Raw genomic sequence first — 25,902 nt, 5'->3', positions numbered from 1 at the left:
GAGCCAAAAGTTATTTCCAAAATTAAGCCTGTGTGTTACTGATTTTATTAATTTCTTGGTTCCTCATTTCATTAGGTGTTTTGAAACCTAAAACCTTTCTAGGTCTGTTATTTAGGTTGTTTTCTATTCGTTTCAGCTCTTCAGTAGTTATTGTGTTAAAGTCGGTTCCTTTGGGTAAAAACCTTCTAATTAGTCCATTAGTATTTTCATTTGTGCCTCTTTCCCATGAGGAGTAAGGATGTGCAAAATAAATATCCATTCCAGTCTTTTCAGAGAGCCATTTATGATTAGCCATTTCCATTCCGTTATCGTAAGTCATTGTTTTTCTGAGGTATTGAGGATGTTTATTTAACAGCTTTGCAAATTCATGAGTTACTGTTTTTGATTTTCTGTTGCTGATTGGTACAATAATAACATATCTAGTTTTTCTATCTACGATGGTTCCAATGGCACTTTTGTGTCCGACACCAATCATCAAATCACCTTCTAAGTGCCCTGCTTCCAGACGTTTTTCAATTTCAATAGGTCTTAGGTCAATACTGACTTGGTCTTTGATCCGTGTTCTTTTTTTACCAAATTTTCTTTTGTCTCGTCTTTTGTGATGATGATAGGGGAGGAGTTTGATTAGTTTTTTGCCTAAAGTAGACTGCCTAGACCTATAAATATGTTTATATATAGATTCATAAGAAATAGACATGATAGGGTCATTTGGATATAATAACTTGATTTGTCCAGCCATTAATTCAGGGCTCGTTCCTTTTAATAAGCTTCTGTAAACGAATATCTTAAGTTTAGGATATGAATTTATTTTGTCTTGAGTTCTTTTGTTTTTATTGGTTTCTAAAGCATACCAATGTGCTAAATCAGCCTTGTAAATATCGGTTGGGTTTCTTACCCAAAGATTTACTTCTCGGGTTATGGTAGATCGATTTCGATTTAATTGCTTTCCAATGTAGTTTTCGGTCCTGTTTTCCTTAAGTAATGTCTCAATTATAATACGTTCTTCTAAGGATAATCGCTTGTACTTTTTTTCCATAATTCAACAAAGATAAAATTTATCATTTGTTGCGCTAGGTTATTGAATTCTCCATTTTTTTTTACACTTGCCACCAACGTTTCGCCACTTTGAGATGGCTGGAAATTTGTAACTGCTCAATTTTCTGCTTAACAAAAACTTGATGCGAAACGGTAATTCCACTAAATTCCAGCTAGCTCAAAATGGCTGTTGGCAGATAGTGGCTTTATTTACTTTTCAATTAGCATTAAATTTTCTTCAATATATTTCTCTATTGATTTCGGTAAAGATTGAAAATACGGATTATCGACTTTCTCCCAATAATTTTCTTCAAATTTACTTGGTCTTTTAAAATAGTAAAAGTTATCAAACTGTTTTGTTCCTAATTCATTTACGTTTTCTTTTTCAATTAAGAAAAATTCGTGTGTCGCTTCTACTTTTTGAAATTTGTCATTTTTCTTTCTTTTAATATTATAACTTCTCATTTCTTTATAGTAAATAATATTTTCTAAATTTATTTTTTTGACTTCATTGTTTTCATAAATCGAATTTATGGTGTAATTATTATAATCCGTTTCCATTCCCAATGCTTTCATTATTTTAGGTTTTGATTGTGAAATGATTTCTAATTGTAAGTTAGATTTATTATTTTCTGTTGCAATTGTTCCTTTTTTAAGGCTTGTTTCTTGGTCTAAAATATTTGTTTGTAAATTGTTTACTGTTTTTATATTATATTCAGCGTTTAGATTTTCAAAATTTGAAAATTTATTAAATGTTGGAACACCTGCAACCATAAAAAAGAAAGTCTTACTTAATTGCTTTACTGACTTGTTCTCAAATGAACGATTAGAAATAATTTTCAATTTTGCTTTTCCTGACTTCAATGAAATATATATTTCAGCAATTCCATCAATAAAATAATGTGGTCTATCTTCATTAATTTGTAGACTTCTAAAATATCCTTTTAATTTCAAATATTTATAGATTTTAGGTTTAGTTATTACAACTTCCCTTAATTCTATGGAAACTTTGTTCAAAGATATAATTTGTGTGTTATTATATTCTTCAATACTTAACGCAGTTGTTACGTACAAACTATTTACAAAAGATAGATTAGTTGTTTTGGAAGTTCGAATTTTATCTTCTAAGTCCGAAGAAATTACACCTTTTATATCAGTGATACCAATTAAATCACCTTTTTCCGAATAAATTTCAACAAATGGGACGAACTTTTCTGAAAACGTTTCTCTTATTTTATGTTGTGAATACATTAATGAAAGTGAAAATAAAATTAATAGTATTGAAAATTTAAATTTTGTCATTTAATGTATTTATTATTTGAATTCTCCCCGTTTTTTTGCCATTTCTGCCAACGTTCTCGCGCTTGTGGCTGTTGCGGACTTCGAAGACGAGTATTTTCGGCTGAACGAAAATACGATTTAAAAACGATAATTCCACTAAATTCCGCAATAGCCACAAACGTGTGTTGGCGGATGTTTTTTTAACTTATCCAAGTTCTCCATTTATCTACTATTTTCCATTTTCCATTTATTTTTTTCAAGTATATAGATTTTCCACTTCCGCATAATCTTCCACAATAATGATTCAATTCTACATAAGCTTTTTGGTTATCAGATGAAAAAATTGGTATTGTCATTTCATAGAAATTATAAAATTCGCCTTTTCCCTTTTTATTAATCTCTTTTTCTTTTGACGTTAAATTAATTTTCTCAACTATTTCTTTTTCTATTTTCAGTTTTTGCGGATTTAGATTTTGTTTAAGTAAATACAAGGAATCTTTAGATGTAAAAAATATTTGATTTTCTATTTTATTATTCAATAAATTTTGAATTGAAATGTTATTGAAAGAAGGCGGAGGTGGAGGAGGAATGGGTTCGTTGTCTTTTCTTTTTTCAGGAATATATATGTCAAGTTTAATTAAATCTTCGCAAAACATTTTAGTTTTTTTATCATTTTTTAAAACATTTAAACTGTCTTCTAAAATCACGGTTTTGACAATTTCACTTATGTCTTTAATTTTAGAAGAATTAAACTCTGGTTCATCTGAAATATTTTTACATTTCGTAAATGATAAAGAAACTAATAATATTAATAATAAACTTTTCATTATTTAATTGATTTTCTTGTGTTTACGATTTTTTTTTTCAAAATATCCGCCAACGTTTCGCCAGTTTGAGATGGCTGGAAGTTCGTAATCTCTCAATTTTCTGCTTAACGAAACTTGATGCGAAACGGTAATTCCACTAAATTCCAGCTAGCTCAAAATGGCTGTTAGCTGTTGTTTTTATTTTCGTTTTCAATTATTATATCGTAATGTTCAACTATCGGAAACGGATCGTAATAGTGATGTAAAATCTTTTTCCATTCCAAATATTCTGCTGATTGTCTAAATCCAATTGTATGGTCCTCCAAATTTTCCCAATCTACAAGTAAAATGTATTTATTTTTCTGTTCCAAACATTTTCGCAGTGAGTGTCTCAAATACCCTTTAATAGAACTAATATATTGTCCTGCTATCAAAAAGTCTTTTTCAAAGTTATCTTCTTGTCCACTTTTTACATTTAATATAGCTACTTCTAAAATCATATTTCTTCAATTATTGATTGTCCTTTTGATTTGTCACCTGAAGTCCATTCCCAACTTTCGTGAAGTCTAATTTTCCCATTTTCAAGAATTTCTGGTATTGAATAACAAATTCCTGTCATAATTTCGCATTTGTCGTTTACTTGATGATAACGCATTTCTATATTTCCGTTTTTGTCAACCAAACCAATTAGATGTCCATATTTAATTTTTCCACCCGAGTATTCGGAAGTCAAAACATTTTCAATTTGTTTGTAATGAAAAATGGTTTCGATTGAAGTTTCCCCATTTTCAGTATTACTTATTGGTCTAAATATTTTGTCGTTATAGTTCATGATCTCGGTTTTCTAAAATAACAGCTAACGTTTTGCAGCTTGCAGAAGTGGCGGATTAAGTAAGCCTAAACTTTCGGTTAAACACTGACTTTGCAATTATAAAACCAACTTTAAATTAAGCCCAAAACCCGCCATTTCTGCAAACTGCTGTTGCAAGAAGCCTTTCTATTTACAACTTTCTTCGTATATTTTTACAATTTCAAAAATTGCATTTTTTCTTTTAAAATCATTTTTTTTAATATTTTGACAAAATGAGTTACAACTTTCATTAAATAAATATTTTGATACTTTATTAATATATCCTTCTAAACTTGTCAAACTAATACTTTGCATACCCGATTTGTAATATATGTAAAAAATTTCATCACTATCTTTTTTACTTAAATAAAAAAACTGGTCAGTTTCATTTATGTATCCAACATGTTTATTTACATCACCCCAAGATAAAGAAGTTGTATATACAACCAATCCTTTATCATAAACTTTATATAACCAATGCAGTTTTGTAATAATTTTCTTTTCGCCATTTTTTTTCAAATCAATTATATTTTTTTTCTCAGCAGTTATTTTTGTTCCATCAATTTCATATATAATTTTCAAAACATCTTCGGAATTTATTTTTTCCTTTTTTGAATCTTCATTTTTTTTAAATAAAACTGTTTTATCAAACATACTTACTAAACTAACATAACCTGTTTGTGTAATATTATTTTTCATTTCTAATGTGGCTTTAACATTCTGTGAATGCAAATTGATTGAAAATAAAATAATGATAGTCAAAATAATTGTTTTTTTCATAATTGTTTTTTTGTTATTAATTTTACGTTTTGTTGTCATAAGGTTTCTTGCAACGTGTCGCGGCTTGCAGAAGTGGCGAATTTCGTAACCGAGATCTTTCGGCTAAAATAAAATTTCTTGCGAAAGATAAACGTGAATTAACCACATATTTCGCCATTTTTGCAAACCGCTGTTAGTGGCTGTTTTTTTCTATTTCTGTTTCAGTTTTTGTTTCAATTTTACTTCTAAAATAAGTTTATTATTCCAATTAATAATATTCCGCCAAGAAAAAATGGTAGAAAAAAGATGATTAAACTAATTATTGACCAAAATAATGGACTTTTGTTAGTACTATTTTGATTGCTAACTTTTACTCTAATTTCTGCAACGGTTAAATTACTTATTTCTGCTTTTGTCATTCCACAAGTTATCGAATTTCTCATAGTGAGTCCATTTGCAAATGCTTTTAAGGTAGATTTTCTGTGAAATAAAATTCCTAGACCCATTGCCCAAAGAGTCAAAAGCCAAGGTGTTAAAAAGTTACCCCATCCTCCTGAGGCAATTTCCCAAGCAGATACAGCACTTTCGCCTTTCCAAGATGTATTGTTGTCAGTAATTATGTGGTGAATGTCGTGCAAATAGACATTATTTTTTCTGCTTTCAAAGTTTGGAATTGGAATTGAAAAGAAACCAAACTTTATCCAGGCGAATTTCGAATTAATTCCGCCGTCTTCTCCAAAGTCATTTTCTTCATAAAATTCTTGGATTGATTTTCCTACCGTTTTATTCAAATCTATTATTTCCATTTTATTTTTATGTGTTTTTTTTGCAGTAAAATAGCCACTAACGTTCCCGCCTTAACTAGTTTGCAGGCTTTAGATACGGATGTTTTTCTTCATAACGAATATACAATTAAAAACGATAATTCCACAGAATCTGCAAATTAGTTAAGACGATTGTTATGGGCTGGTTTTTTCTTCACAAACCTAAAAAAAGCAAACATTTTTTAGGTTTAAATTCGAGATTTTTTATTTTTTTGACTTACTATTTAAACAACAAATCGCTCAATTTCAGCTTTTTAATTTTCCTTATTGATTTTTTTTAAGATTTAAATCCGAGATTTTTCTTATTTGGATAATCACTTTGTAAAACACAAATTACACTCATTTAATTTTTTCGTAAAGCTGATAAAATGCCGTTTGCGCTTCAACTTTTGGGATTTTCTTGTTTGAAAAATCACTCTGTAAACCGCAAATCACGCTGTTTTATGTCATTATTTTGTTTTGAATTATTTTCAGGTTGGAAATAATATTCTTTAAACAACAAAATCTTTTTTTTTGGATTTTAAGAATCCATTTTTTTGCGTTTTTTTAGGAATTAAGAACCCTAAACTTTAAAATTATAAACAGTTTTTTCTTATAAAAACGGCTTTATCTGCGCAAAATGGGCAAAACTAGCCCATAACGTTCCCGCCTTAACTAGTTTGCAGGCTTTGGATACGGATGTTTTTCTTCATAACGAATATACAATTAAAAACGATAATACCACAGAATCTGCAAATTAGTTAAGGCGATTGTTGTAGGCTGGTTGTTTTCTTCATAAACCTAAAAACACAAACAAATTCCTACTTTAAATTCGAGATTTTTTTATTTAGATTCTCACTCTTTAAAAAACAAATCACTCTATTTCAGCTTTTTAATTTTCCTTATTGATTTTTTTTAAGATTTAAATCCGAGATTTTTCTTATTTGAATAATCACTTTGTAAAACACAAATTACACTCATTTAATTTTTTCCGTAAAGCGGATAAAATGTATTTTAGCCCCTTAATAGTTCGGAGTGATATTTTAAATTTCAAATAGTACATTTGAGATATGAAATACAAGAAATGGAGTTTAGAAGAAAAGCTAGAAATCCTATCCTTTTCAGAAGAATTAGGAGCCGTTGAAACCTGCCGTAAATACAGCCTTAGCACTGGCACTTTGTATAGCTGGAAGAAGAAACACGAGAAGCAGGGAGAAGCAGGTTTAAAAGTAACTTATGACACTAGTAGTAAAGAGCTAAAGCAAGCTGAGGAAGAAAACAGAATTCTACGCAAATTATTAGCTAACAAGGAAATCGAATTAGAAATCGGGCGTGAACTTTTAAAAAAAAAGTTTGGGACATCCGATCCAAGAAAGATTTAGTAGATAGTTTTTATAGTAAACATAAGATTAGTAAAACTAAAATTATTGCTATGGTAGGCATGGTTCAAAGTAGTTATTATAGAAGACCAAGCTCAGGTAAGAAAGGTATTAAACCTAGTGAATTTACCTTTAATAAACATCAAGGATATGTAAGTCAAGATACTGTTGTTGAATCTGTTAAAGATGTTTTAAGTAATGAGTTTATTGACTGCGGTTACCGTTTAATGACTTCCTATTTACAACGAGAGGGGTACTTAATTAATCCTAAAAAGTTGTATCGAATTATGAGAGAAGAGGGTTTGTTGAAACTAGAAAACCGAATAAACAGGAGTGGTTCTGGTCGTAAATTTGTAAAATATAGAAAAGTTAAAACCACTAAACCTTTTGAATGTTTAGAAATGGATATTAAGATGGTTTGGATCCCAAAGGTAGGTAAAAACGCTTATTTACTATCTATAATAGACGTTCATACTCGCAGAATATTAAAGGATTTTTTCTCTTTTTCTATAAAACAAAACAAAGTAATCGCTTTGCTTTCTGATTTATTTTTAGAATACCAATACCCTGAAAATGTTGTGATAAGAAGTGATAATGGAAGTCAATTTATTGCCAAAAGAGTTCGGGAATACCTTGGACTCATTGGAGTTCAGCAAGAATTTACCCATGTAGCAACACCAGAAGAAAATGCACATATTGAAGCCTATCATGGAATACTAAAAAAAGAAGTGTTCCAAAGAGTTGATTATAGAACTTTTGGAGAAATTGAACTAATACTAAAAAGATATGTGATTTTCTATAATAATACTAGGCTACATGGACTTTTAGGACGCATTACCCCAATAGAGAAATGGAACCAGGATAAGCATCTAATTTTGATGAAAAAATTAACCGCATAAATAATAATCGAAATTTACAATAATACTCTTGTTTTATAGGGGTCAAAACAAAATGCCGTTTGCGATTCAACTTTGGGAGTTTTCTTATTATCGGATTTACTCTTTAAACAACAAATCACGCTGTTTTATGTCATTATTTTGTTTTGGATTATTTTCAGTTTTTTAGTAATACTCTTTAAACAACAAAATATTTTTTTTGGCTTTTAAGAATCCATTTTTTTTGCGTTTTTTTAAGAATTAAGAACTCTAAACTTTAAAATTATAAACAGCTTTTTCTTATAAAAACGGCTTTATCTGCGCAAAATGGGCAAAACTAGCCCATAACGTTCCCGCCTTAACTAGTTTGCAGGCTTTGGATACGGATGTTTTTCTTCATAACGAATATACAATTAAAAACGGTAATTCCACAGAATCTGCAAATTAGTTAAGACGATTGTTATGGGCTGGTTTTTTCTTCACAAACCTAAAAACGCAAATATTTTTTGGCTTTAAATTCGAAATTATTTTTATTTAGATTCTCACTTTGTAAAGAACAAATCACTCTTTTTTAATTTTTAAGTGACGCTGATAAAATCCCTTTTTAAGATTTAAATCCGAGATTTTTCTTATTTGCAAAATCACTTTGTAAGGAACAAATTACACTCGTTTAATTTTTCGTCAAGTGGATAAAATGCCGTTTGCGCTTCAACTTGGGGATTTTCTTGTTTTAAAAATCACTCTGTAAACCGCAAATCACGCTGTTTTATGTCATTATTTTGTTTTGGATAATTTTCTGTTTTTAAATAACACTCTTTAAACAACAAAATATTTTTTTTGGCTTTTAAGAATCCAGTTTTTTTACGCTTTTTAAAGAATTTAGAACTCTAAACCTTAAAATTATAAACAGTTTTTTCTTATAAAAACGGCTTTATCTGCGCAAAATGGGCAAAACTAGCCCATAACGTGTTTGTATATGGTTTGTTGCGTGGTTTAAGTACCTAATTTAGTAAATAAAAACCGAATAGAAAATCCGTGATAATTTTCGTAAGTAAGTTGGAACTAGCAATAAATTATATACGGTGTTAGCAAATGTTATTTTCTATAAATGGATTTTTTTCATTTTCTAAATGATTAACTAATTTATTAAAACCTGTTAAGTAAAATTTTGCTTCTCCTTTGTATTTAGGGTTTTCTAAATCTTCTAAAATGAAATCATATAGACCTTTTTTATATTCTAAATATTTTTCATCTTGATTTCCCCATTTTAAAATAGCAAGTTTTTTAAAAACACTAACTGGATATTGACCACCAACAGGAATATCTAATTGATTTTCAAATGAAACGGAACCAACATATTCTGCTAAAAAATTAATATCTAAAAGTTTTGGGAAGACTTTTTGTTCGTGATATTCTAAGCATTTTACGAATTCGTTTAAAAATTCTTCTAGATGTATTTCGGATAAAATTTCTTGAGAAAAATCATAGTCAGTTTTGTAGAATTTCTTAGAGTTAAAATAGAAATATTGAATATAATATTTTTTCAATTCTTCAATTATAATATTTGATACTTCATTCTCAATTTCTTTTGACGAGAAAATCGAAAACCCTTCAAAAGTTAGTAACCTTCTATATTGAATTCTAAATCTAAATTCAACAGAATAAAACTTATCTTTAAAATTATAAATTAAATAGTCTGTGTCTCCATAACTAACATTATATTTTTGCTTTATTTTACCTAAAATTAAGCTTTTAAGGAATTTTTTGCTTAGTTCCATATTTATAACTTTTTTAAACCTACAAAATTACTGTTTCCATCTCCAAATAATTTATAAAAACTCTTTATTTCAATAAGAATTCCTTGATTTATTTCATCAGGAAGGTCTAGATTTGAAGTTTCATCTTTAATTTTTGAATCTATTGGTTTATAAGCCAAACTTCCTTTTCCAGATTGATTCTTTGCAGCAGTTTGTCCACTTGTTAATGCAGTACCTTCGCTTAGTTTAGCATCGACAACAACCATATCTTGAATTCTACCACGATTATCATATTTTATCCAAACTTGGTCAGCTATAAAATATTCTCCTTTTTTTTTGCATGGAATTTTAAAACCTGGTAAACAAAACTGCATTTGACTAATAAGTTTTCGTTCTCCAATATCTGGAATTTCTTTTAGAAGTTTTTCATATTCTGGACCAGTTTTTGTTTTAACTTTGTTTAGCATAGCTATTTCAAAATAGTTTCCTTTTTTAGTGACTACCTTAAAAAATTCTCGGTCTTTCCATTTTAGCCATCTAGTGTCTGTTGATTCTTTTATGAATTCACCAGCATAAAAAGGGTCGTCTTTAATTTTTTTCCATATTTCAATCTCAGAAATGTCGCTATCAAATATTTTTTTTAGCTCGTATTTAGTATTGTTTAAATCATTAACTAAGGAAGTTAATAAATCAACTTTTGTTTTTTCTAAATTCCCATTGTATAAATATTTGTAAGCATCATAATGACTAGTTGTAGCATCTTTAAAAAAAAGCTTAAAATCATTAGAACCATTCGCAACATCTACTAACATATTATTAAACCAACATTGGGAATGAAGGTTAAAACTTAATAAAAAAAAGAATAAAATTTTGAATATTTTCATAGTTTATTTTTAATATTTGCTAACGTCCTCGCGCCTCATGCAGTTTGCAGCTTTTAGATGCGATTATTTTCTTCATAACGAATATACAATTAAAAACGGTAATTCCACAGAATCTGCAAATTGCTTGAGACGTGTGTTAGCGGTAGTGCTTTATTCTACTATATTTTTATAATTTTGTTCTCCTAGTTTTCCAAATCGATAATAAGTTCTAAGTTCATCTGTAAACATTTCTATATTTTCTGTCTTTGTTTGAAGGAAAAAGTATTTCTTATATTTTCCATCTTTTTTATGTATCTCAATATAATTTTTAACTCCATTTGATTTTTTGCGTTGCCAAGCTATAGTGTTGCCGTTAAATTTTCCGTAAAAATAATCACTTAAAATACTTATTTTTTCAATTTCGTAAAGTGTATAAACATCAAGATTACAAATAATTTTTTCAGAATCTATTATTAAATAGCCCTCAAATTTTCCATTTGTAGTTTCACGTAAAAAAAAGTTACTTGTAATAAAAAAAAGAGAATATAGAAAAGCAATTATTACAAAGAAAAGTCCCAGAGTTTCCAAGTTCTCTTCAGATGAAGGAAATTTTGATTTCACTGTATAAAGTATAAACACAATTGTCCATAAAAGCAATAGACTTAATAAGCGTCTATCAACTTTAAATGAACTGTTTGGAGTATATATTCTTAATTTTTTTTGCATTAATGTTTTCACAATTCCAACTGGATTATTAACTTTTTAATAGCTGAATTTTCTCATTTTTCTACGCATTACCGCTAACGTTTGGCCGCTTGGCGATGTGGCGGATTAAGGAAGCCTAAACTTTCGGTTAATGACTAATTTATCAAGTACAAAACCATCTTTAAATTAAGCCTAAACCCGCCATATTGCTAAACGGCGGTTAACTGTTGTCTTTATTTGAGTTTATATTTTATTCCAATATTTAATAGAATATTTTCCATTTTATAGTTTTGAGTTTGCATAACTGCGTTAAAATCTGTTCCTGAAGTTGAACCTCTTTTTGCTCCAAAATATGGTTCAAATCCAAAAAAAATGATAGATTTCCCAATGTCATAATTGAGGTTAAAACCACCGTTTAATCCTATAAAAGTTGTACTATAATCTTTATTCACTTCTGTTGGATAATTGTAATTACTTGATAATTCATAATTTAACGAAGGTCCAATTCTTAAACTGCCCGATAACTTATTGTGAATTTTAAAATTGTAATTTAAAGTTAATGGAATACTTAGTATCTTCCCGTTATATTCCGCATCAATAAATTGATATTGATTCCCCAACCAATTAGTTCCTGTAATTCGTGAATAATTAAACTTTACGGTACTTTCATAATATTTTAATTTTCCCATTATGCTAAAATTTTTATTTAAAAGATATTCGCCTAAAATTCCTATTTGCATCGTGATATTTTGAGTGTCATTAACATAGTCCGATTGATTTATATTAATTCCTGTTTCAGCACCCATAAAGATTTTATTTTCAGTCTGTGAAAATAAATTGAGAGTCAATAAGAATAGAAGTAAGGTTAAATATCGTTTCATAGCGGAACTTTTTTTTTGTAAGATAACAGTTAACGTTCCCGCCTTAACTAGTTTGCAGGCTTTGGATACGGGTGTTTTTCTTCGAAACGAATATACAATTAAAAACGGTAATTCCAGAGAATCTGCAAATTAGTTAAGACGATTGTTGTAGGCTGGTTGTTTTCTTCCCAAACCTAAAAACGCTAACATTTTTTGGTTTTAAATTCGATATTTTTTTATTTAGATTCTCACTATTTAAAGAGCAAATTACTCTATTTCAGTTTTTTAATTTTCGTTGTTGATTTTTTTTTAAGATTTAAATCCGAGGTTTTTCTTATTTGAATAATCACTTTGTAAGGAACAAATTATACTCATTTAATCTTTCCGTCAAGCTGGTAAAATGCCGTTTGCGTTTCAAATTTGGGATTTTCTTGTTTTAAAAATCACTCTGTAAACCGCAAATCAAGCTGTTTATGTCATTATTTTGTTTTGGATTATTTTCTGTTTTTAAGCAATACTACAACAGAACCTTTTTTTTGGATTTTAAGAATCCATTTTTATACGCTTTTTTAGGAATTAAGAACTCTAAACTTTAAAATTATAAACAGTTTTTTCTTAATTAAAAGGTTAATTATGTGCGATTTGGGCGCAACTTGCCTACAACGTTTTGCAGCTTGCAGAAGTGGCGGATTAAGTAAGCCTAAACTTTCGGTTAAACATTGATTTTGCAATTATAAAACCAACTTTAAATTAAGCCCAAAACCCGCCATTTCTGCAAACTGCTGTTGCAAGAAGCCTTTCTATTTACAACTTTCTTCGTATATTTTTACAATTTCAAAAATTGCATTTTTTCTTTTAAAATCATTTTTTTCAATATTTTGACAAAATGAGTTACAACTTTCATTAAATAAATATTTTGATACTTTATTAATATATCCTTCTAAACTTGTCAAACTAATACTTTGCATACCCGATTTGTAATATATGTAAAAAATTTCATCACTATCTTTTTTACTTAAATAAAAAAACTGGTCAGTTTCATTTATGTATCCAACATGTTTATTTACATCACCCCAAGATAAAGAAGTTGTATATACAACCAATCCTTTATCATAAACTTTATATAACCAATGCAGTTTTGTAATAATTTTCTTTTCGCCATTTTTTTTCAAATCAATTATATTTTTTTTCTCAGCAGTTATTTTTGTTCCATCAATTTCATATATAATTTTCAAAACATCTTCGGAATTTATTTTTTCCTTTTTTGAATCTTCATTTTTTTTAAATAAAACTGTTTTATCAAACATACTTACTAAACTAACATAACCTGTTTGTGTAATATTATTTTTCATTTCTAATGTGGCTTTAACATTCTGTGAATGCAAATTGATTGAAAATAAAATAATGATAGTCAAAATAATTGTTTTTTTCATAATTGTTTTTTTGTTATTAATTTTACGTTTTGTTGTCATAAGGTTTCTTGCAACGTTTCGCTGCTTGGCGAAGTGGCGGATTTAGAAGCACTTACTTTCATTTTAGCACTAATGTTTATTTGAAAACCAAATGTTCAATATAGCACCGAACCCGCCATTTTGCCAAACTGCTGTTAGCACCAGTTTTTATTTTTTCTTAATTAGTTTCAAAGTAAAATTAATTTGCGTGTCTGTATTATTTAGGAAGTCACTAAAAGTTTGAGTAATATTATAATCTGGAATAATACCTCTGTTGTATTTTTGATTTTCTTTTTTCGGAACATCTTGTTCTAAATTTACTACTGAAAATTGTATAATGATTTTTGATTTTGGTAATTTATATTCTAATGATGTATGTCCGTTGTGTCCGTAATAACCTCCCATTGTTTCTTCTCCAATTGTTGTTGTATTTTCATTACCCGCTAGCATTGCTGCAAAAAGACTTCCTGCTGATGCAATTCTTGGACTTGTTAAAAGATAAACATTGCCTGTAAAGGCATTTTGATTTGGGGTTCTAATTTTATGGTCGTCCGAATTTTCATCTTGATAAAACTTACCATTTTTTTCTTGTGGGAAAATTTGTTGAAATTCTTTATTAAATTTACCAATGAATAAAGGTCTTATAAAACTCGGAACTTTATGGTCGATGTATTTTAACATTGGAATTTTGTTAAAGCTTATCCACGCTTGAATATTTTCTTGAAATTTTCTATTTGTTAAATATGAATATGTTATCAAATCATTTGGGTCTGTTCCGCCACCATTGTTACGAACATCAACGATTAAGTTTTTCAATCCTTCTGTTTTAATATCTGCAAAAATACTGTCTAAAAATTGATTGTATTTTAAATGTTCTTTTGTTGTTTCATTTCCCATATCGAAAGTTTGAATAGTTAGAATTCCAGTAATTGAATCCAACTGTTTGTATTTATACTTTTGATTTTCTTTTAAATCTGCATAATAATATTGGTCAACAGACATTGAATGCATTTTACGAAAGTTTTCTATATATGTTTTGTAATCAACACCTTCTACATTTTTTGTTTCTAACTGTTTTGAAATTGGATTTACATAATTTATTTTGAAGTTTTGAGTTAAGCCAAAATGAAGTCTGTAATACTTTGAAAAACTAGTCATTAAACCTATTCTTTTACCTGTTAGATTATTTCCATCGGTCGAATAATATTTATAAAGTTCAGGAATAATTTTTTCTATTTTTGTGTCGTTTAGTTCAATAATTTCTGCACCCAAAGGAATTTGTTCACTATCAATATTTATAAGCCACTTGTCATCAATCCATTTAATAGGATATGGAAAATAGCCGTAAATTTCATTTTTCAAATTTTCGGCATATTTTTTAGGCAAAGAAACATTATTGTGTACACTTCCTTCAAAATTTGAAATTGTGCAAATTAGATTATAAAAATCTCTGTAAGTTATTAACTTTTCAATTTGAAGATTTCCCCAATTATAAATACTATCAATCTGTTGTTTGGTTCGGTATTTATAAAGCCCTGAATTTGTTTGCTTTGATATTTGTTTAAAAATTTCAAAATCTTGTTTCATTTTCTTCTGGGTAAACCGCTCATCAATTGATTGTCCGAATGTGCAAAATGAAATAAAAAATATTAAAAAAAGTGTTGTTATTTTCGTCATTTTTCGGTTTTCTAAAATTGGTGCTAACGTTCTCGCGCCTTGCGCCGTTTGCGACTTAAGAAGACGAGTATTTTCGGCTGAACGAAAATACGATAAAAAACGCTAATTCCACTAAATTCGCAAATGGTGCAAGACGTGTGTTGGTGGCTGGCTCTTTATTCATTCTAATTTTTACGTTTATACTTTTCAAGTTTCGCTTTTCAAGTTTCGCTTTTCAAGTTTCGCTTTTCAAGTTTCTTTTCTCAAGTTTCTTTTCTCAAGTTTGTTTGTCAAGTTTCTACAGATAAACATCAACTTTAATATTTTTTCAAATTTCACAGCTTCGCAATTCAAAGTCACATTTTGAATGTAAAATTTAATTTAAATTACTGTTTTTCAGTATTTTGAGTTTTTCTGTTTTGAGTTTGCCACCAACGTTTTCGCGCTTGCAGCAGTTTGCGATTTACGAAGACGAGTATTTTCGGCTGAACAAAGATATGATAAAAAACGCTAATTCCACTAAATTCGCAAATGTTTAGAAACGTGTGTTACAGCGCGTAGCAATATGTCTCAAACTTGTCAGTTTGTGTTAATTTTGGTCTGTATTTTAATTTAGACAAAGATTTATTTTAGTGTTTTCTACTTTTAAAACAGCTTCTTTTTTGACTTTTATCAAAGTTAAATTTAATTTTTGACAAAACTTTTTTGCATCAATAGTTCAGTTAAAGTTTCTTTTTTTCGGCAATGTAAATTCAACTCAATTTTTATTTTAAGATTTCTACATTTCAAAATATTGGAGAAGATTTTAGATGAAATTCTAAAATTCATTAAAGAATATCTTCTGCTAAAATCCGAATTCATCAGCTATGTCTAATAATCAACAACTTTTTTCTTCGGGTAAATTTTTCCAGTTTATGTATCCACGAATATTGATTACTAGAAATACGGCATTTCCAATTGCTGTACCTAAACTGTTCATTAAAACAAATCCTAGAAAAATCCATACCACATTTGAAATAGCAAAAATTATAAATCCCCATTTATTTTTATTACCTAACAGATAAACTGATAAAAGACTAAGCGATATTCCGAGCCAGTCAACTAAATAATATTCAAATATGTTTGCCATAAAATTATAAAATAATGTAAGTTAAAAATTACGTTAGATTCTTGAATTCTCGTGAATCTAAGGAGCTATGCTTTGTAATGTCTGATTTTCCTTCGGAAAATCAGACATTACAAACACGCAACGCCCTTTGATTAAGCACTAAAACCGGAATTATTTTTATACGGTGTTGTAACCAGTTATTTGTTTTTCCATTCATTTCTTAAAATACTATAATAAACAGTATCACGTCTACGATTATTAGTCATTAATGTATGACTTCTTAAAACTCCTTCTTCAACAAGTCCTACTTTTTCCATTCCTTTTTTTGCAGGAATATTCAGTACATCAGTTTTGAATTCAATTCTCAAAATTTTTGTTTCCTTAAATAAAAACTCAAATAATAAATTTTTCACGTGTCCATTAATTCCAGTTCCTTGATACTTTTCAGAAATCCAAGTCCAACCAATCTCAACTCGATTATCTACTTCGGATAGATTTCCTATTCGAGTTGTACCAATAATTTCGTTATTTACTGCGTTAGTGATTGTAAATGGTAAAGATTTATGTTCTTTTAAATCCATTACAGCACTTTCAATCCATTTTTTTAAGGTTTCTTCATTTGAAAGGTCAGATGTGAAATAATACCACATTTGTGAATTTTTTGTCAAATTTTTCATTTGCTCAAAATCATTCAGTTCCATTGGTCTTAAAATAACCCTTTCAGAATGGATGTTTTTCTTAAAATCTATCATTATTTAGTGGTTCGGTTTAATTGGTTACAGCGTTCTCGCGCCCCGCGCAGTTTGCGATTTACGAAGACGAGTATTTTCGGCTGAACGAAGATATGATAAAAAACGCTAATTCCAATAAATTCGCAAATTGTTGCAGACGTGTGTTGGTGGCTGGCTCTTTATTCATTCCAATTTTTACGTTTATACTTTTCAAGTTTCATTTATTCAGCTTTTTCGTCAGTTTTGTTTCTCAAGTTTTGCTTTTCAAGTTTCGTTTATTCAGCTTTTTTCTTCAGTTTGTTTGTCAAGTTTCGCTTCTCAAATCTCTATAGATAAACATCTATTTTAATATTTTTAATTTCAAAGCTTCATAACTGAAAGTCACATTTTGAATGTAAAATTTAATTTAAATTACTGTTTTTCAATCGTTTGAGTTTCTTCTGTTTTGAGCTTGCCACCAACGTTCCGCCGCTTCTCGTCAGTTGCGAACTTCGGAACTTTATATTTTCTGTTAAAGATAAAAATTCTTGCGAAACGAAAACGTGAACTTACCACAAAATTCGCAATTGCGAGAAACGGCTGTTGGCAGTAGTACTTTTTAGATTTCAATTATTGGTTTTATATTTTTCACAATCTTATTTCCAAATAATCCAAATCTCGTTAGTAAGTTAATAAGGATAAAAATAGGAAATAAGATTATTGATATACAACCATAATTTGAACCATAATAAGTTAGAATTTTTTCTTTTTTAGTTTTGTCTTTGTAACTAATTGCTTTGTAAAAATCACCAAATAAATAGTATTCTTCGGAATACCTATTTTAGCCCCTTAATAGTTCGGAGTGATATTTTAAATTTCAAATAGTACATTTGAGATATGAAATACAAGAAATGGAGTTTAGAAGAAAAGCTAGAAATCCTATCCTTTTCAGAAGAATTAGGAGCCGTTGAAACCTGCCGTAAATACAGCCTTAGCACTGGCACTTTGTATAGCTGGAAGAAGAAACACGAGAAGCAGGGAGAAGCAGGTTTAAAAGTAACTTATGACACTAGTAGTAAAGAGCTAAAGCAAGCTGAGGAAGAAAACAGAATTCTACGCAAATTATTAGCTAACAAGGAAATCGAATTAGAAATCGGGCGTGAACTTTTAAAAAAAAAGTTTGGGACATCCGATCCAAGAAAGATTTAGTAGATAGTTTTTATAGTAAACATAAGATTAGTAAAACTAAAATTATTGCTATGGTAGGCATGGTTCAAAGTAGTTATTATAGAAGACCAAGCTCAGGTAAGAAAGGTATTAAACCTAGTGAATTTACCTTTAATAAACATCAAGGATATGTAAGTCAAGATACTGTTGTTGAATCTGTTAAAGATGTTTTAAGTAATGAGTTTATTGACTGCGGTTACCGTTTAATGACTTCCTATTTACAACGAGAGGGGTACTTAATTAATCCTAAAAAGTTGTATCGAATTATGAGAGAAGAGGGTTTGTTGAAACTAGAAAACCGAATAAACAGGAGTGGTTCTGGTCGTAAATTTGTAAAATATAGAAAAGTTAAAACCACTAAACCTTTTGAATGTTTAGAAATGGATATTAAGATGGTTTGGATCCCAAAGGTAGGTAAAAACGCTTATTTACTATCTATAATAGACGTTCATACTCGCAGAATATTAAAGGATTTTTTCTCTTTTTCTATAAAACAAAACAAAGTAATCGCTTTGCTTTCTGATTTATTTTTAGAATACCAATACCCTGAAAATGTTGTGATAAGAAGTGATAATGGAAGTCAATTTATTGCCAAAAGAGTTCGGGAATACCTTGGACTCATTGGAGTTCAGCAAGAATTTACCCATGTAGCAACACCAGAAGAAAATGCACATATTGAAGCCTATCATGGAATACTAAAAAAAGAAGTGTTCCAAAGAGTTGATTATAGAACTTTTGGAGAAATTGAACTAATACTAAAAAGATATGTGATTTTCTATAATAATACTAGGCTACATGGACTTTTAGGACGCATTACCCCAATAGAGAAATGGAACCAGGATAAGCATCTAATTTTGATGAAAAAATTAACCGCATAAATAATAATCGAAATTTACAATAATACTCTTGTTTTATAGGGGTCAAAACAATACCAACCTTTGTAAATTGGAATTTCTAAAATGTCATTTATTTTATTTAAGTTTTCTTGATTAAAAACCCCATACTTTTCTGGGTCGGCAGCACAACTTTCTCCGCTCCAACTTTGAGTTTCTTCACTTGAATATTGACAATCATAAAGTATTAAATTTTCACCATGAAGTCCATTAAACCATATTTTCGTTTTATTTGTTTTACTGTTAATTTTTATAAACTCTTCTTGTTCTTCTTTTGTGTTTTTTTCAATTTCGAAGTAATTTTTGTCAGCAAATTTAAGTTCGATATATTCAATCCAATTATTAATTTCAATTTCTTTAAAAACTACTTTCGTCATTTCTATTTCGGGCGGATTCAAGGGTCTAGCGCAACATCGTTAGTTATTTTTAATAAATCAAATTTAGTATTTTTCTTAGATAATGTGCTTAATTTTAGAATAACTTTTTTGGCTTTTTAAGGAGCCAAAAGTTATTTCCAAAATTAAGCCTGTGTGTTACTGATTTTATTAATTTCTTGGTTCCTCATTTCATTAGGTGTTTTGAAACCTAAAACCTTTCTAGGTCTGTTATTTAGGTTGTTTTCTATTCGTTTCAGCTCTTCAGTAGTTATTGTGTTAAAGTCGGTTCCTTTGGGTAAAAACCTTCTAATTAGTCCATTAGTATTTTCATTTGTGCCTCTTTCCCATGAGGAGTAAGGATGTGCAAAATAAATATCCATTCCAGTCTTTTCAGAGAGCCATTTATGATTAGCCATTTCCATTCCGTTATCGTAAGTCATTGTTTTTCTGAGGTATTGAGGATGTTTATTTAACAGCTTTGCAAATTCATGAGTTACTGTTTTTGATTTTCTGTTGCTGATTGGTACAATAATAACATATCTAGTTTTTCTATCTACGATGGTTCCAATGGCACTTTTGTGTCCGACACCAATCATCAAATCACCTTCTAAGTGCCCTGCTTCCAGACGTTTTTCAATTTCAATAGGTCTTAGGTCAATACTGACTTGGTCTTTGATCCGTGTTCTTTTTTTACCAAATTTTCTTTTGTCTCGTCTTTTGTGATGATGATAGGGGAGGAGTTTGATTAGTTTTTTGCCTAAAGTAGACTGCCTAGACCTATAAATATGTTTATATATAGATTCATAAGAAATAGACATGATAGGGTCATTTGGATATAATAACTTGATTTGTCCAGCCATTAATTCAGGGCTCGTTCCTTTTAATAAGCTTCTGTAAACGAATATCTTAAGTTTAGGATATGAATTTATTTTGTCTTGAGTTCTTTTGTTTTTATTGGTTTCTAAAGCATACCAATGTGCTAAATCAGCCTTGTAAATATCGGTTGGGTTTCTTACCCAAAGATTTACTTCTCGGGTTATGGTAGATCGATTTCGATTTAATTGCTTTCCAATGTAGTTTTCGGTCCTGTTTTCCTTAAGTAATGTCTCAATTATAATACGTTCTTCTAAGGATAATCGCTTGTACTTTTTTTCCATAATTCAACAAAGATAAAATTTATCATTTGTTGCGCTAGGTTATTGAATTCTCCTCGGATTTTTAGTATTACTGCCAACGTTATGCCACTTTGAGATGGCTGGAAGTTCGTAACCGCTCAATTTTCGGCTTAATGAAAACTTGATGCGAAACGGTAATTCCACTAAACTCCAGCTAGCTCAAAATGGTTGTTGTGCGTTCGCTTTTTTTATTTTTAATTATTCGGTTTCGCAATTTCATAAATGGTTTTTCGATTGCTAAATTCAGAAAATATGCTCCAATTATGCAAGTTACAATACAAATAAACATCATTAAATTACTTTCTACGTTTATATTTTCAAATAAATTTTGAGTTATGTGAATTATTCCTTTGTGAGTTAAGTAAATTGCAAATGATAATGATGCAATAAATGTTGTTGTTTTTGATTTCCATTTAAAAAGAAAACTATTTGGGCTAATTGCTCCAATTACTAAAAATCCGTAACCAATTGCAACCAATGGAAAGCCAAAAATGGAAGCGTAAAACGTTCGTTCTTCATAACACAAGAAATATGCACAAGTCAAAATCAAGAAGCTCACAATTAGGTTCAGATTTCCAAATTTTGAAATTTTGTCCCATAAATTTGGAAGAAACTGATAAATACCTGCAATTGAAACTCCAACTAAAAGTCCGTCAAGTCTATTGTAAGTTGGATAATAAATAAATTTGTACCAATATAGCCATGAGTTTTCATCGTTTATTTTTGGAATGTAAAAGTTATTCCAACTATAAAATCTAACTATAAAACCGATTAAAAAGAGAATCACTAATAACCAATATGATTTTTTAAAAAGATTTTTGGCTTTCAATATTATTAAGATAATTGGTAAGAAAAAGTAAAAATGCTCTTCTACACATAACGACCAAGCGTGAGAAAATGTTCCAAAATCTTTCAAGTTAGTTCCAAAGTTTTGAGTAAACGTCAGAAATTTCCAAACTGGTGGTAAACTTTCTTTTTCTCGAAAAAGAGGAACAATAAAATAAATTCCAACAACAACTAGATATGCTGGAATAATTCTAAAAAATCTTTTTAAAAAGAATTCTTTGTATGAAATTTTCTTTTCTTGTTTAATTTTTAAAAACAATTGGGATGAAATTAAAAAACCACTTAACACGAAAAATAAATCAACTCCTGTCCAACCAAATTTCGCATAATCTGGTAACCATTTAGGTTCTCCTCCGCTTAATATGAAATAATGAAAAAAGAAAACTAACAAAATTGCTAATGCTCTTAGATGATCTAATCCATAAAATTTTTCTGCAATTATGTTCTCTGAAATCACTATAGTTTATTTCTTGTTATTTTATGTTCTCTTTTCTACTTCTGTTGCTCCAAAGTGACGCACAACGTTTTGCTGCTTTGAGATGGCTGGAAGTTCGTAATCGCTCAATTTACGGCTTAACGAAAACTTGATGCGAAGCGGTAATTCCACTAAACTCCAGCTAGCTCAAAACAGCTGTTGTGCACTGGCTTTTTAGTCGTTTTTACTGATACTTAAAACTGTTAGATTTTCATCATTTAGAACAGTTGCTGAATATTTCGATTGTATGATTCCACCAAAACTGTTTGTTCCTTTTGCAACAAAATCAACATAATAAACAGCTTCTTTATTTTCATCAGTTTGTTTTTCTAAAAAATTATATTCAGTTTCAATATGTTTTAATAAATCTTCTGATGGAAGTTGTTTATTTATCTCTTTTATTTCATTCAAACTTTTTAATGTTGTAGTTTGCTTTCTTTCTTTAACGGTAAAAGTTTTTGATATATTCATACTAACAAATTCAAAACTATCTGGATTTTTTAGCTGTTCTTTTAATTTTAAAGTAATATTCTCTTTCATTTTATCTTCTTTTTTCTCACAAGAAACCAATGTAGCGAAGCAAAAAATTGCAATAAGGACTTTTTTCATTTTTTTTAATTTAGTTGTTAAAATATTTATTTTGGGAAATGATATATATAATTAAAATTAAAAAACCGATTGTAAAATAACCAATTGATTTAAATTTGTTTTTAGCTTTTTGTTTTTCATCTATTTCAATATAAACGGGTACTTTTATTTCTTTATAACCGTCGAATCTTTTTCCTGTTGTGTATCTTCGGTCAATTGAATAGACAGGTTGTTTCTCAATTTTATACATTTTAATATTGTTTTTTTTGATATTTACATAACCACGATATATAACTATTAAACTTCCAATTAAAGGAATTAATGCGGATAATAAAATTGCCCATAAAAATTTTATAAAAACATATTCTTTCTCCTCAATTAGATTTTCGGAAACATTTATATTATTATTTTCTGTAATGTTTATTGGAGTTGAATGAGAACTTCCATAAACTTTATTACTTTTCCACCATCACGACCAACTTGGTTAACGGCTGAACGAACAAATCCTTTTGCTAAATTATTTATAAATGACATTTTCTTCCTTTTTGGGTTAAGCTTGTGCACAACGTTCCCGCCTTAACTAGTTTGCAGACTTTGGATACGGATGTTTTTCTTCATAACGAATATACAATTAAAAACGGTAATTCCACAGAATCTGCAAATTAGTTAAGACGATTGTTATGGGCTGGTTTTTTCTCCCCAAACCTAAAAACGCAAATATTTTTGGCTTTAAATTCGAGATTTTTTTTATTTAGATTTTCACTTTCTAAAGAACAAATCACTCTTTTTTAATTTTTCCCGTAACGCTGATAAAATCCCGTTTTAAAATTTAAATCCGAGATTTTTCTTATTTGAATAATCACTTTGTAAAACACAAATTACACTCATTTAATTTTTTCCGTAAAGCTGATAAAATGCCGTTTGCGATTCAACTTTGGGAGTTTTCTTATTATCGGATTTACTCTTTAAACAACAAATCACGCTGTTTTATGTCATTATTTTGTTTTGGATTATTTTCAGTTTTTTAGTAATACTCTTTAAACAACAAAATATTTTTTTTGGCTTTTAAGAATCCATTTTTTTTGCGTTTTTTTAAGAATTAAGAACTCTAAACTTTAAAATTATAAACAGCTTTTTCTTATAAAAACGGCTTTATCTGCGCAAAATGGGCAAAACTAGCCCATAACGGTTTCGGGCTTGGCGAAGGTGGCGATTTTCACCACAAATGTTGATGCGGAGAACCAAACTTTGATTAACCACAAATGTGTCTGCGGAGCACTGAACCGCCACTTTTGCCAAACCCGTGTTAGTGCCAGTGCTATTCGTCCGTCTCTTCCCAATTATGATTTTGTATAACATTCGGTCAGTCCTTGAGAATAAAGGTAGTAATACTTTTTACTAATTCATTTGAAATCGGTAAATCACCCTTATTATACGTTGCTATGTTTGCTTGTTTGTCTCCGTCTATAATTCTGAATATGTGATTCATGTTATTAATAAGCACCAGTTCGGCTTTGGGGTTTGCATTTGAAAGCCGTTTGGCATCTTCAATTGATACTTGAATATCATTCGTGCCTTGTAAAACAAGTGTCGGAATGAATAGTTTCTTAATTTCATTTTGAGGATCATATTTAAACCATGAAATCATATAAGGTTGAACAGTCGGTCTGAAAAGTGAGTTAAGCATTGGAGGAACATTATCAATAGTTTTTCCGCTTTTTAAGCTGTCAATAATTGGGAATGATAAGTCCTGAACTACTTTTGGTTGAGAACTCAATTGCTCTTTTATAATTTTGTCAGCTGATTGACCTGCACCTGCAATAGAAATAAATTTGTCTACTGATGTTCCTGCAATCATTCCGATTAGCGAACCTTCGCTGTGTCCGATGACAATAACTATTGAAAACCGTTTATCTTTTTTTAATAATTGTATCCATTCTTTTGCATCGTTAACATAGTCGTCAAAACGAAGGTCTGATTCACTTTTTCCTGCGCCCTTACTTTCTGCAATGCCTCTTTTATCATACCTCAATGTTGCGATGCCATTTTTTGATAATTCAGATGCTAATATTTTCAACGAATTATTTTTCATCATTGGGTTATTTCCGTCTCTGTCTGTCGGCCCAGACCCTGCAATGATTAATGCAACAGGAATTTTGTCAAACTTTTCGGGGGTTGTTAAAGTCCCGTAGATTTCTCCTGTTTTAGTTTGTAATATGATTTTTGATTCAATAGATATAGTGTCTTTAATTATTGAAGCCTTTACTGTTAGCGTTGCAAACAATAAAAGTGCTATAAATATGTTTATTTTTTTCATGTGGATTATTTTTTTGTTTTTGTAATTATTTATTGATCTAGAGTGTTCTTTTCTTTTTTGAATTCAGTGTAGGAAAAAACCACTGGTACAATTATGATTAGGGATATTATTACACCGAATATAATAGCGAACAGATGGTTGTTGTTAATAAAAAAAGCAAGAATGGCTATAAGGACACCACCTACTATCCAAATTCGACCACCTAAACGATGTGTGCTTTTCCAGACTTGCTCATTTTCAAGTGTCCATGGAGTGCGAATTCCAATGAAATAATTTGGTCTTACGGTTTGGAAGTAATTGCCAAGCATAGCAAACAAAACACCAATTAAAGCAAATAACATATTTGGGTTTTTTAAACTACCTGTGTCACTTGCATATAAAAGATAGGTTGCTAAGAGTGAAAAGAAAATTGTTAGCATAAAACGCAAGGTGTAATACTTGTCTCCCATTTGCTGAATTTTCTTTTTTGGGTCAAGAATTGGAATAATAAGCATTAAAAAGTAAATCCCAATTCCTAACGCTCCTGGAATAAATAACAAAGTGGTTTTACTTGACCAATCGTTCGCAATGCCTTCGATGTTAAAATGCGTTGGTACTTGTTCTGGCAATTTGTTCCAGATTGTTGTAAGGTAAACATAGGGCAATGCTACAAAAGCCCATAATATTGATTCTTTAAGATACTTGTTCATATTTTTTTTTTAAGTGTTAATACATATTGAAGTAAGTCGTCCACAATTGTTGTGTTAATTGAATAAAGTACGTATTGTCCTTGTTTTACGGTTGTTACAAGTCCAGCACGTTTTAGCTTCTCAAGATGATGCGAAATACTAGGTGCAGTCATGTCAAACTTGGCAGCAATGTCTCCTGCTGTCATGTCTCGTTTGCGTAACATTTTTAGAATTTCCCTTCGTGTAGGGTCGTTCAGGGCTTTAAATACATCGTTCATTTTTTTGTTTGTTTGTTGAATACGATAATTAAATATTTAGACAAATGTCTAATTATTTAATTGAACCACAAAATGTTTTTTTAAATTATTTTTTAACATACTGAATATAAATGAATTACTGTCGGCTAAAAATTCAAATAAATTGCAAAATGTCGTGGCG

27 protein-coding genes are annotated in these 25,902 nt (G+C 29.5%); 4 read left to right on the top strand and 23 right to left on the bottom strand.

The window, feature by feature from the left end; translation table 11 throughout:
- Window positions 1-22: 22 nt before the first annotated feature.
- From LB076_RS10230 to LB076_RS10200, 7 genes are all read right to left on the bottom strand, one after another.
- A complete protein-coding gene (locus LB076_RS10230; RefSeq protein WP_070786782.1) occupies window positions 23-1,036 on the bottom strand; it encodes an IS30 family transposase in 1,014 nt (337 codons plus the stop codon).
- Between the two features lie 209 nt (window positions 1,037-1,245).
- A complete protein-coding gene (locus LB076_RS10225) occupies window positions 1,246-2,337 on the bottom strand; it encodes a hypothetical protein (RefSeq protein WP_141672844.1) in 1,092 nt (363 codons plus the stop codon).
- Between the two features lie 179 nt (window positions 2,338-2,516).
- Complete coding sequence (locus tag LB076_RS10220) at window positions 2,517-3,143, bottom strand: hypothetical protein (RefSeq protein ID WP_066336626.1); 627 nt, start codon at window positions 3,141-3,143, stop codon at window positions 2,517-2,519.
- Window positions 3,144-3,307: 164 nt separating this feature from the next.
- Window positions 3,308-3,622, bottom strand: coding sequence for an antibiotic biosynthesis monooxygenase family protein (locus LB076_RS10215; protein ID WP_066336624.1), 315 nt, complete (start codon window positions 3,620-3,622; stop codon window positions 3,308-3,310).
- Window positions 3,619-3,954 carry an avidin-fold protein gene (locus LB076_RS10210; RefSeq protein ID WP_176699290.1) on the bottom strand — a complete coding sequence of 112 codons (336 nt, stop codon included), beginning with the start codon at window positions 3,952-3,954 and terminating at the stop codon, window positions 3,619-3,621. The genes LB076_RS10215 and LB076_RS10210 overlap by 4 nt, the downstream gene beginning before the upstream one ends.
- A 165-nt stretch (window positions 3,955-4,119) precedes the next feature.
- Complete coding sequence (locus tag LB076_RS10205; protein ID WP_141672843.1) at window positions 4,120-4,752, bottom strand: hypothetical protein; 633 nt, start codon at window positions 4,750-4,752, stop codon at window positions 4,120-4,122.
- Between the two features lie 224 nt (window positions 4,753-4,976).
- Window positions 4,977-5,537, bottom strand: coding sequence for a hypothetical protein (locus LB076_RS10200; protein WP_070786786.1), 561 nt, complete (start codon window positions 5,535-5,537; stop codon window positions 4,977-4,979).
- A gap of 1,067 nt (window positions 5,538-6,604) precedes the next feature.
- Here LB076_RS10200 and LB076_RS10195 point away from each other — a divergent pair.
- A complete protein-coding gene (locus tag LB076_RS10195) occupies window positions 6,605-6,916 on the top strand; it encodes a transposase (RefSeq protein WP_066337192.1) in 312 nt (103 codons plus the stop codon).
- Window positions 6,917-6,966: 50 nt separating this feature from the next.
- A complete protein-coding gene (locus LB076_RS10190) occupies window positions 6,967-7,812 on the top strand; it encodes an IS3 family transposase (RefSeq protein ID WP_099092434.1) in 846 nt (281 codons plus the stop codon).
- 1,061 nt (window positions 7,813-8,873) lie between these two features.
- Here LB076_RS10190 and LB076_RS10185 read toward each other — a convergent pair.
- The 8 genes from LB076_RS10185 to LB076_RS10150 form a co-directional block, all read right to left on the bottom strand.
- Window positions 8,874-9,566 (bottom strand): hypothetical protein, encoded by a 693-nt coding sequence (locus LB076_RS10185; protein ID WP_066336531.1) that lies wholly within the window; start codon window positions 9,564-9,566, stop codon window positions 8,874-8,876.
- Between the two features lie 2 nt (window positions 9,567-9,568).
- Window positions 9,569-10,429: a hypothetical protein gene (locus LB076_RS14080; protein WP_232505648.1), complete on the bottom strand. Its 861-nt coding sequence runs from the start codon at window positions 10,427-10,429 to the stop codon at window positions 9,569-9,571.
- A gap of 150 nt (window positions 10,430-10,579) precedes the next feature.
- The gene (locus LB076_RS10175; RefSeq protein ID WP_141672839.1) at window positions 10,580-11,146 is read right to left on the bottom strand and encodes a hypothetical protein; all 567 of its coding nucleotides are present in this window, start codon (window positions 11,144-11,146) and stop codon (window positions 10,580-10,582) included.
- A 200-nt stretch (window positions 11,147-11,346) separates the two neighbouring features.
- The gene (locus LB076_RS10170) at window positions 11,347-11,994 is read right to left on the bottom strand and encodes an outer membrane beta-barrel protein (protein WP_078055309.1); all 648 of its coding nucleotides are present in this window, start codon (window positions 11,992-11,994) and stop codon (window positions 11,347-11,349) included.
- Window positions 11,995-12,773: 779 nt separating this feature from the next.
- Window positions 12,774-13,406, bottom strand: a complete 633-nt coding sequence (locus LB076_RS10165) for a hypothetical protein (protein WP_157776684.1) — start codon at window positions 13,404-13,406, stop codon at window positions 12,774-12,776.
- 186 nt (window positions 13,407-13,592) lie between these two features.
- Entirely contained in the window at window positions 13,593-15,101 is a 1,509-nt protein-coding gene (locus LB076_RS10160) for a S41 family peptidase (protein ID WP_070786784.1), read from the bottom strand.
- An 856-nt stretch (window positions 15,102-15,957) separates the two neighbouring features.
- Complete coding sequence (locus tag LB076_RS10155; RefSeq protein ID WP_066337153.1) at window positions 15,958-16,209, bottom strand: nicotinamide mononucleotide transporter; 252 nt, start codon at window positions 16,207-16,209, stop codon at window positions 15,958-15,960.
- A gap of 176 nt (window positions 16,210-16,385) precedes the next feature.
- Entirely contained in the window at window positions 16,386-16,940 is a 555-nt protein-coding gene (locus LB076_RS10150; RefSeq protein WP_066337151.1) for a GNAT family N-acetyltransferase, read from the bottom strand.
- 855 nt (window positions 16,941-17,795) lie between these two features.
- On the opposite strand from LB076_RS10150, the gene LB076_RS10145 reads away from it, so the two are divergent.
- Together LB076_RS10145 and LB076_RS10140 are read left to right on the top strand one after the other, a co-directional pair.
- A complete protein-coding gene (locus LB076_RS10145; protein ID WP_066337192.1) occupies window positions 17,796-18,107 on the top strand; it encodes a transposase in 312 nt (103 codons plus the stop codon).
- Between the two features lie 50 nt (window positions 18,108-18,157).
- Window positions 18,158-19,003 (top strand): IS3 family transposase, encoded by an 846-nt coding sequence (locus LB076_RS10140; RefSeq protein ID WP_099092434.1) that lies wholly within the window; start codon window positions 18,158-18,160, stop codon window positions 19,001-19,003.
- 14 nt (window positions 19,004-19,017) lie between these two features.
- On the opposite strand, the gene LB076_RS10135 is transcribed toward LB076_RS10140, so the two are convergent.
- The 8 genes from LB076_RS10135 to LB076_RS10100 form a co-directional block, all read right to left on the bottom strand.
- Window positions 19,018-19,395: a hypothetical protein gene (locus LB076_RS10135; RefSeq protein ID WP_070786783.1), complete on the bottom strand. Its 378-nt coding sequence runs from the start codon at window positions 19,393-19,395 to the stop codon at window positions 19,018-19,020.
- Window positions 19,396-19,538: 143 nt separating this feature from the next.
- Complete coding sequence (locus tag LB076_RS10130; RefSeq protein ID WP_070786782.1) at window positions 19,539-20,552, bottom strand: IS30 family transposase; 1,014 nt, start codon at window positions 20,550-20,552, stop codon at window positions 19,539-19,541.
- A gap of 172 nt (window positions 20,553-20,724) precedes the next feature.
- Window positions 20,725-21,873, bottom strand: coding sequence for an acyltransferase family protein (locus LB076_RS10125; RefSeq protein WP_066333454.1), 1,149 nt, complete (start codon window positions 21,871-21,873; stop codon window positions 20,725-20,727).
- A 192-nt stretch (window positions 21,874-22,065) separates the two neighbouring features.
- Window positions 22,066-22,500, bottom strand: coding sequence for a hypothetical protein (locus LB076_RS10120; RefSeq protein ID WP_070786781.1), 435 nt, complete (start codon window positions 22,498-22,500; stop codon window positions 22,066-22,068).
- 10 nt (window positions 22,501-22,510) lie between these two features.
- Entirely contained in the window at window positions 22,511-22,729 is a 219-nt protein-coding gene (locus LB076_RS10115) for a hypothetical protein (RefSeq protein WP_070786780.1), read from the bottom strand.
- A 1,113-nt stretch (window positions 22,730-23,842) separates the two neighbouring features.
- The gene (locus LB076_RS10110; RefSeq protein WP_176699268.1) at window positions 23,843-24,796 is read right to left on the bottom strand and encodes an alpha/beta hydrolase; all 954 of its coding nucleotides are present in this window, start codon (window positions 24,794-24,796) and stop codon (window positions 23,843-23,845) included.
- Window positions 24,797-24,825: 29 nt separating this feature from the next.
- Window positions 24,826-25,485, bottom strand: a complete 660-nt coding sequence (locus LB076_RS10105) for an SdpI family protein (protein WP_066331935.1) — start codon at window positions 25,483-25,485, stop codon at window positions 24,826-24,828.
- Window positions 25,482-25,742, bottom strand: a complete 261-nt coding sequence (locus LB076_RS10100) for an autorepressor SdpR family transcription factor (RefSeq protein ID WP_066331934.1) — start codon at window positions 25,740-25,742, stop codon at window positions 25,482-25,484. The genes LB076_RS10105 and LB076_RS10100 overlap by 4 nt, the downstream gene beginning before the upstream one ends.
- Window positions 25,743-25,902: the final 160 nt, after the last annotated feature.

The sequence above is a fragment of the Flavobacterium crassostreae genome (assembly GCF_001831475.1).
Classification (GTDB): domain Bacteria; phylum Bacteroidota; class Bacteroidia; order Flavobacteriales; family Flavobacteriaceae; genus Flavobacterium; species Flavobacterium crassostreae.
This window is presented reverse-complemented; position numbering and strand designations above follow the sequence as displayed.